General features: G+C 78.0%; 3 protein-coding genes. 1 reads left to right on the top strand and 2 read right to left on the bottom strand.

Features of this window, described 5'->3' with window-relative positions; all coding sequences use genetic code 11:
- Nucleotides 1-139: 139 nt before the first annotated feature.
- Nucleotides 140-1,225, top strand: a complete 1,086-nt coding sequence (locus tag ABTZ03_RS00580; RefSeq protein ID WP_350510628.1) for a helix-turn-helix transcriptional regulator — start codon at nucleotides 140-142, stop codon at nucleotides 1,223-1,225.
- A 63-nt stretch (nucleotides 1,226-1,288) separates the two neighbouring features.
- Here the strand turns inward: ABTZ03_RS00580 and ABTZ03_RS00575 are convergent, their stop codons facing one another.
- Both ABTZ03_RS00575 and ABTZ03_RS00570 read right to left on the bottom strand, forming a co-directional pair.
- Complete coding sequence (locus ABTZ03_RS00575) at nucleotides 1,289-3,016, bottom strand: acyl-CoA dehydrogenase family protein (protein ID WP_350510627.1); 1,728 nt, start codon at nucleotides 3,014-3,016, stop codon at nucleotides 1,289-1,291.
- On the bottom strand, nucleotides 3,013-8,778 hold the full coding sequence (locus ABTZ03_RS00570) for a type I polyketide synthase (protein WP_350510626.1): 5,766 nt from the start codon (nucleotides 8,776-8,778) through the stop codon (nucleotides 3,013-3,015). Before ABTZ03_RS00570 ends, ABTZ03_RS00575 begins: the two co-directional genes overlap by 4 nt.
- Between the last annotated feature and the right edge of the window lie 164 nt (nucleotides 8,779-8,942).

Raw genomic sequence — 8,942 nt, 5'->3', positions numbered from 1 at the left:
GGCGGGGGCCCCCCCCCGCCCCCCCCCCCCCCGGGGGGGGGGGGGGGGGGGGGGGGGGGGGGGGGGGGGGGGCCCCCCCCCCCCCGCCGGTCTCCCGGTCCCGTTGGCCCGACCGCGCCGCTTCCGTAGTATTCCGTCCGTGGCCAAACGACGTGACATCGAGCGGGAAGTCCTGGGCACCATCGCGGAGTTGTCGGCGGCCCAGTTGCCGACGGCCGAACTGTTCCGCGAACTGCACGCCCTGCTGCTGGACCCGCTCGGCTTCGACGGCGGCTGCTGGCACGGCACCGACCCGGTCACCGGCTTCCCCACCTCCACCGTCGCCGACGGCCTCGACCCCGCCCAGTTCGAGCAGGCCGTCCAGTTGGAGCTGCAGGGCGAGGACACCACCACCTTCAGCGCGATCCGGGCCGCCGGGCGCCGGGTCCAGACGGTCGACCGCGCGACCGACGGCCGCCCCGAACGCAGCGTCCGCTACCGGGAGTTGCTCCACCCCTGCGGCTACGGCGACGAACTGCGGATCAACTTCGACCTGGGCGGCGGCCGTTGGGGCAGCGCCGCGTTCATGCGCGGCCACGGCCGGGGCCGTTACGAACCGGCCGGGCTGCGGCTGGCCGAGCGCGTCGCCGCCCCGATCGGCGCCGCGCTGCGCCGCGCCCACCTGGCCACCCTGCGCCGGACCGGGCCGGTCCGCTCCGCGGAGCCGGTCCACGCGCCCGCTGTGGTGATCCTGGACGCGCAGGGCCGGTTGCGCTCGGCCGACGCCGGGGCCCGCGAGCTGATCCGGCGGATGGCCGAACCCGCCGCCCGCCCCTGCGGGGTGCCCACCGGCTTCCTCACCGTCGCCCGCCAGGCCGCCCGCACCGCCGGCGCCTCGGACGTCCGGGTCTGCACCCCCGACGGCCAGTGGCTCACCCTGCACGCGGCCCCGCTGGACGGCGGCGCGGGCGAGGTCGCCGTCATCGCCTCCCCGGCCTCGCCGCTCCAGCGGCTGCCGCTGGCGATCCTCGCCCACGGCCTGTCCCCGCGCGAACAGCAGGTCGCCCTGCACGCGGTGCGCGGCACCAGCACCAAGGACATCGCCGCCCTGCTCCACCTCACCGTGGCCACGGTCCAGCAGCACGTCACGGCCATCCTGGAGAAGACCGGCGTCCGCAACCGCCGCGAACTGGTCGCCCTGCTCACCGCCGACCACCTGCCCGCCCTCGGCCTGCCCCCGACCTGACGGAACACCGCTGCCGACGTGGCCCGGCCCGTGCATCCCCCGTCCGGGGTGCCGGGCCGGTGCTCAGTCGGAGGTGAGCACGCCGATGTAGTCGGGGCCGGCGATCGGGGCGCCGATGAGCTCCGGCGGGGTGTCCATCAGGGCCACCACCTCCTCGGCCCGGTGGCGCAGCCGGCGGTGGATGTCGTCCAGGGCGGCGGACCAGGTCCGGATCCGGTCCGGTGTCGCCAGGCCGGACAGCAGGTACCGGGCCGAGCCGGTGACCGCCCGGTCCAGCCGGGCGGCGCGCAGCAGTTCGGCCGCCAGGGGGTCGTCGGCGGCGTGGGCGGCCAGTGCGTCGGCCGCGGTCCGGGTGAGGTGGGCCGTCGCGAGGGCGCGGGCGAGGCGGGAGTGCTCGTCCCAGGCGTCGGCGGGGTCCGTTCCGGCCGCAGGGTCCGTTCCGGCGGCGGCTGCGGCCAGCCGGGTGGTCAACTCCCCGTGCAGCAGGGCTTCGTGGGCGTGGAACAGCGGGGTGAGGCCGTCCTCGTCCGATGCGGGGCCGTGCTTGCTGGCCGGTGTGGCGGCGGCCAGTGAGCGGGCCGCGTCCAGCAGGATCATCCGGTTGTCGCCGCACGCCGACTGGAAGGCGGTGGTCAGGGCCTGGTAGTCGACGAGTCGGTTCTCAGAGAAGAAGCCGAGCGCCCCGGTCGCCGAGCGGCAGCGCGCCACCGCCCGGTCGGCGAGCCGGCTGACCGCGACCTTGGACAGGGCTATGGTGCGCATCACCTCGGGGGCCGGCCCGCTGCCGCGCCCGCCGCCGGCGGGGACGTCCCAGGCGGCCGCGGTCACCCGGCGGGCGAGGACGGTCGCGGCGTACGCGTCCGCCGCCGCCCCGAACAGCAGCCGCTGCTGGTCCAGGTGGTCGAGGGCGGACCGTTCGCCGCCGCCGCGCTGGGCGGTGGTGCGGCGCGTCGCGTGCGGGAGGGCGAGGGCGGCGGCGGCCCGGGCGGCGGCGGCCAGGCCCGCGGTGACGGCGCCGCAGGCGAAGCGGCTCATGCCCAGGCTGCGCCGGGTGCGGGCGTCGGGCCCGCCGGCCGGGTCGTGGAGGCGGCCGTCGGCGGTGAGGACGGCGCCGTCGGCGAGCCAGCGGTGGCGGGGCACGCGCACCCGGTCGAAGCGGACGGTGGCGTAGTCCAGCGGCAGCAGGGTGGTGGGCGGGTGCGGGCGGATGATGACGCCCGGTGCGGTGCCGTGGGTGTCGCGCAGCTCGACGAGGAAGAGGAAGACCCCGTGGTCGGCCTCGTCGACCCGCAGCCGGGCACTGACCACCGCGAGCCGGGGCGTGTCGGGATCGGCCACGTTGGGCGGGTACTTGGCGGCCCCGGGCTCGGGCGTGTGCAGGACGAAGTCGCCGCTCGCGCGGTCGAGCCGGGCCTCGGTGCGGATCGCGGCGGTGCTGTTGCCACGGCCGAGCTCGGTCATCAGGGCGGCCCCGATCCGGGTGCCGGAGGCCAGGGCGGCCACGTCGGCGGGCTGCGCGCCGTAGTCCAGGGCGGGGCCCACGGTCATGCAGTGGTGCAGGAACATCACGTGGAAGAGCCGGGGGTCGGCGGCGGCGGTGAGTTCGAGCAGGTCCCGCAGCCGGGGCTGCTCGGCGAGCAGGGGGCGGCCCGCGCCGAGTTCCTCGGTGAGCCGGCGCAGCGCCGGGTAGGGCGAGGCCGTCCGGTCCGGGGCGAGGGCGCGCAGGAGCGCGGCGGTCGGCCGCTGCCCGGCGGGTGCGGTGACGACGGGTGCGGTGAGGGGTGCGGTCACGACTTCGGCTCCTGCGATCGGGACGGGGTGGCGGGGAGGTCGGCGGCCCAGCCCTCGATCACCCGGGCGAGGGTGGGCGCGTGCTCGGTCAGCAGGGTGAGGTGGTCGCCGGGGGCGGTGGTGGCGGTGTGCGGCAGTTCCCAGTGGGCCAGCGGGCCGACGCCGGGCAGCGGGAGGGCGGCCCGGACCAGCAGGGTCGGGGTGGCGACCGGCTCGGGGGTGAAACGTTCCAGCAGGTGCAGGTAGCCGCCGGTGGCGCTGAGCCGGCCGGCGCCGGGGGCCTCGGCGGCCAGCGGGCCGGGGCGGTCCGCGAGCAGGGCCAGCACGGCCGGGAGGGTCGTGGCGTGGAAGTCGGCGTCGGGCCACGGGGTGTCGAGCAGGACCAGGCCGCGGGCCGGCCGGCCGAGTCGCTCCAGCCGGTGGGCGAGGAGGTGGGCGAGCAGGCCGCCGGAGGAGTGCCCGCAGAGCAGGACCGGCGCCTGCGGGTCGTGGCGGCGGAGGCTCTCGGCGTGGGCCGCGGCGAGTGCGGGCAGGTCGGCGGGGAGCAGCTCGCCGGGGGTGAAGCCGGGCAGGGGCAGGACGGCGGTACGGGGGCCGCGGAAGTGCCGGGCGAGCTCCCGGTACTCGTGGGGGCCGCCGGTGGGGAGGACGGAGGGCACGCAGAGCAGGACGGGCAGCCCCGGGTCGGCGGCGGGGCCGCCGGGCAGGGTGACCGCGCGCGGGGACCGGTCGGCCGCCCGGTCGGAGCCGAAGGTCGCGCGCAGCGCCGCGGTGGCCCTGGCCAGTGCGACGGCGCTCGCGCCACGGCCGGAGCGCAGGGCTTCGCGGTACAGGGTGCCGACGCTGTCCGGGAGTTCGGCCTCGGTCTCGGCAGCGTCGGCGTCGGCCTGCCCGCCGAGGCTGATGGGTCCGGAGCACAGGCGCTCCGTCAGGTGGTCGGCGAGGCGTCGCGGGGTCGGGTGGTCGAAGACGGCGGTGGCGCGCAGCGCGAGCCCGAGCTCGCGCCCGAGGCGGGTGCGCAGTTCGACGGCCGCCATCGAGCCGAAGCCGAGTTCCTGGAAGGTGGCGTCGGCCGGCAGTTCGGCGTCGGACGGGTGACCGAGGACGGCCGCGGTGTGCGACAGCACCAGGTCGAACGGGTCCGGAGCGTTGCCGTGCCCCGTCGGGTCGGCGGGCTCGTCGTCGGCCCCCACGGCGAGGACCGGGGTCGGGGCCGTCCGCGCCGTACCGAGCCAGTAACGCCGGTGCTGGAACGGGTAGGTCGGCAGCTCCACCCGTGCCCCCGGCACGTCGGGCAGCGCCCCGGTCCAGTCGACCGGAGTGCCGGCCACGTGGAGTTCGGCCGCCGAGAGCAGGAACCGCTGCGGGCCGGGTTCGCCCGCCACCAGGGTGGGGACGGCCAGCGCCGGGACGCCCGCCTCCTGCGCGGTCTCGGCGACCGCCTCGGCGAGCAGCGGGTGCGGCCCGACCTCGACGAAGCGCCGGTGGCCGTCGGCGAGCAGGGTGCGGACGGTGTCGGCGAAGCGCACCGGTCGGCGCAGGTTGCGGTACCAGTACCCGGGGTCCAGACGTGCGGTGTCCAGCCGATGAGCCTCGACGGTCGAGTAGAAGGGCGTCGCGCCGCGTCCGGCGGTGATCCCGGCGAGGGCCTCGGGCAGGGTGTCGGCCAGTGCCTCGACCGCCGCGCAGTGCGAGGCGTAGCCGGCCGGCAGCAGCCGGGCGGACACCCCGTCGCCGGTGAGGTCGGCGACCAGCCGCTCGACGGCCCCGGTGTCCCCGGCGACGACGGCCGAGCGGGGCGAGTTGCGGGCGGCGACGCCGATGCCGGGTCGGCCCGCCAGCCGTCCGGTCAGCTGCTCCTCCGTCAGCGCCACCGCGGCCATCGCTCCGGGGGCCAACTGCCGGACCTGCCGGGCGCGGACGGCGACCAGTCGGGCCGCGTCCGCCAGGGACAGCGCCCCGCACACGTGCGCGGCCGCGATCTCGCCCTGGCTGTGGCCGACCACCGCGTCCGGACGGACGCCGAACGACTCCCACAGCGCCGCCAGCGCGACCAGCACCGCGAAGTAGGCGGGCTGGGCGACGTCGGGCCGGTCCGGCGGGGGCGCTCCGGCCCCGCCGCGCAGCAGTTCCGTCAGGGACCAGTCGATGTGCGGGGCGAGCGCGGCCTCGGTGGCGTCCAGGGAGCGGGCGAACGCGGGGAAGGCCTCGGCGAGGCCGTCGGCGGTGCCGCGCCATCGGCTGCCCTGCCCGGGGAAGACGAACACGGCGCCGCCGGTCCGCCCGGCCCGTCCGATCGCGGTACCCGGCGCCCAGCCGCCCGCCGCGACCGCGTCCAGCCCGGCCAGCAGGGCGTCCCGGTCGGCGCCGACCACCACGGCCCGCTCCCGCAGCGTCGGCCGGGTGCGGAGCAGGGCGTGACCCACGGCCGCCGGGCTCGGCCGGTCCTGGGCCCGGACCGCCGCGGCGAGTCGCCCGGCGGCCGTGCGCAGCGCCTGCGGGTCCTGGGCGGACAGCACCCAGGGCACGGCGGTCCCCGTCTCCCGAGCCGTGGCCGGGGCCGGGTCTGCGGGCGGCTCGCCGAGCACGACGTGCGCGTTGGTCCCGCTGATGCCGAACGCCGAGACCCCGGCGTGCCGCGGCCGGTCGCCCGAGGGCCACGGGCGGGCCCGGTGCAGCAGGGCGAGCGCGCCGTCGGCGAGGCCGGGCGGCAGCTCGGGCCCGTCGATGTGGAGGGTGCCCGGCAGGGTGGCGTGGTGCAGGGCCAGGACCGTCTTGATCACCCCGGCCACCCCGGCGGCGGCCTGGGTGTGCCCGAGGTTCGACTTGACGGAGCCCAACCACAGCGGCCGGTCGGCCGGGCGGTCGGGGCCACCGAAGACGGCGTCCAGCGCACCGGCCTCGATCCGGTCGCCCAGCGGGGTGCCGGTGCCGTGCGCCTCGACCGCGTCGACCTGGTCGGGCGTCAGGCCCGCGTCCCGCAGGGCCTGCCGGATCACCTGCTGCTGGGCGGGCCCGCTCGGCGCGGTCAGGCCGTTGCTGGCGCCGTCCTGGTTGACGGCGCTGCCGGCCACCTCGGCGAGCACCGGGTGCCCGCCGGCCCGGGCGTCGGACAGCCGTTGCAGGACGAGCACCGCGGCGCCCTCGCCCCAGCCCGTGCCGTCCGCACCGGGGGCGAAGGGCTTGCACCGGCCGTCGGGGGCCAGCGCCCGCTGCCGGGCGAAGTCCACGAAGGCGGCCGGGGTGCTCATCACGGTGGCCCCGCCGGCCAGCGCGAGATCCACCTCGCCGTCCCGCAGGGCGCGCGCGGCCAGGTGGATCGCCACCAGGGAGGAGGAGCAGGCGGTGTCGATGCTGAGCGCGGGCCCCGTCAGGCCGAGCTGGTAGGCCAGCCGGCCGGAGGCCACGCTCGACGCGGTCCCGGTCAGCAGCTGCCCGTCGTACAGCTCCGGGGCCTCGCCCACGCGCGGCGCGTAGTCACCGGCCATCACCCCGAGGTAGACGCCCGCGGCCGCGCCGTGCAGCGAGGTCGGGTCGATGCCCGCGCGCTCCAGGGCCTCCCAGCCGGTCTCCAGCAGCAGGCGCTGCTGGGGGTCCATCCGCAGGGCCTCGCGCGGGGGGATGCCGAAGAAGGCCGCGTCGAAGGCGGCGGCCTCGGCGAGGAAGCTGCCGGCCCGCACGTAGCTGCGCCCGGGGCGCCCCGGCTCGGGGTGGTACAGGCTGTCGAGGTCCCAACCCCGGTCCTGCGGAAGGTCGGTGAGGGTGTCGCGGCCCGTGTCGAGCAGCTGCCACAGGGCCTCGGGGGAGTCGACCCCGCCGGGGAAGCGGCAGCCGATGCCGGTGATCACCACGGGGTCGTCGTCGATCCGCTGGGACGGGCCGGGCACGCGCCTCGGGGTGGTCACCGGCCTGGGGGCGGACGGGCCGGTGAGGGCGCGGGCCAGTTCCCGGGGTGACGGATGGTCGAACGCGGCCGTGCCCGCCACCGGCCGGCCGAGCAGCTCGGCGAGGCGCACGGTCAGGCGCACGGCCCCGGCGGAGTCCAGCCCCAGGGCACGGAATCCGGTCCGGCCGTCCGTCGGCTGCTCGGCCGGCGGGCGGCCGAGGGCGGCCAGCTCGGTCTCGATCAGCGCGAGCACCTCGTCGAAGGTCCGGGTGACGCCCGGGTCCGACGGTTCGGCCGGCGGGCCCGCCGCCGGAGCCGTGGCCGGAGCCGTGGCCGGGCCCGCCAGCAGGTCGGTCAGCCGCGCCCGGGCGACCTTCCCGCTGGGGGTCGACGGGATCCGGTCGATCACGACCAGGTCCAGCGGCCACTTGTAGCGGGCCACGCCGCGTTCGGCCAGCAGGGCGTGCACCTGGTCCAGGCCGAGCGCCGTCCCGTCCCGCAGGGCGACCAGCAGCACGGGGTACTCGCCGAGCCGGGCGTCGGTGCGCGCGGCGACGGCCAGGGCCGACGGCTGCGGCAGGGCGGAGAGTTCCGTCTCGACCTCGGAGGCGGTGAACTTCAGGCCCCCGACGTTGATGAGTTCGGCGTCCCGGCCCCGGTAGACGAGGTTGCCGTCCGGCCGGCGCAGGGCGCGGTCCCCGGTGCGCAGCCAGCCGTCCGGGGTGAGGGCCGCCCCGGTCGCGGCCGGGTCGTCCAGGTAGCCGCGGAACAGGTGCGGCCCGCGGAACTGCAGCTCGCCCGTGGTGCCGTCGGCGCACGGCGTGCCGTCCGCCGCGACGACCCGGGCCTGCGCGCCGGGCACCGGGCGGCCGATGGTCGCGGCCACCGCCTCGGCCGGATCCCCGGGCCGGGTGAAGGTCCCGGCCCCGAGTTCGGACATGCCCCACTGGATGACGGTCCGGGCGCCGAGCACCTCGCGCACCCGGGCGACGAGTTCGCCCGGGACGGCGGTGCCGCCGGTGCGGACCTCCCGCAGGGCGAGCGTGCCGGGTTCGGCCCGCCGGACCAGGTCGCGCAGGTGCGCGGGGACGGCGAACAGCACGGTGGCGCGGCTCGCCCGGGCGAGCCGCGTGCAGGCGTCGGGGTCCCAGTGCTCCAGCAGTGCCTGGCGGCCGCCGGTGAGCAGGCCCAGGTGGACGGCGAGCAGTCCGAACAGGTGGGTGAACGGGGCGGCGCTGACCAGTACGTCGTCCGCCATCGCCCGGCTCTCCCCGGCCACCGCCGCGGCGTTGGCGAGCAGCCCGCCGTGGCTGTGCACGCAGATCTTGGGCCGCCGCGAGGTGGTGCCGGAGGAGGGCATCAGGACGAGCGGGTGCTCCGGCGTGACCTCGACCGGCTCGGGCACCCGTCCGGCGAAACGTTTCATCAGCTCGGCGAACGTCCCCGGCGCGGGGTCCGGTCCGACGGTGAGCACGCGCCGCGCGGCGCCCGGCCTGTGCTCGGGCGGGGCCAACAGCAGCCCCGCGTCGGTCCGTTCGAGCAGCGCGCCGACCTCCCCGGGGCCGAGGGCGGCGTGCAGCGGCAGCAGGACGGCGCCGATCTCGGCGAGGGCGGCGTGGGCGACCAGGAACTCCCAGCAGTTGGGCAGCCGTACCGCCACCACCTCGCCCGGGCCGACGCCGAGGTCCTGGAGCCCGGCGGCCAGGGCCAAGGCCTCCGCCCGCCAGGTCGCCCAACTGCGCTCCTGACGAGCGTCGGTCACCGCCACCGCATCGCCGAGCTCGGCGGCCCGGCGCGCCAGCACGGCGGGCAGGGTGTGCGGGTGCGCCGCGTCCGTCCAGGGGCCGGCCAGGTAGCCGGCGGGGGTGACGGTCATGGCCGCACCGACCCTGCGCGGTGCACGGCGGGCGCCCAGGGCCCCGGGCCCGACTCGTTGGTCACGCTGTCCTCCATGGGGTGACCGGGCGCGATGCGCGCCCGGTTCGACGGGGTGCTTCCTTCCCAGCGGCCGCGCCGGAACACGCCAAGATCAAGACAGCT

This window comes from Kitasatospora sp. NPDC096077, assembly GCF_040303245.1.
In the GTDB taxonomy this organism is placed as follows: Bacteria; Actinomycetota; Actinomycetes; order Streptomycetales; family Streptomycetaceae; genus Kitasatospora.
This window is presented reverse-complemented; position numbering and strand designations above follow the sequence as displayed.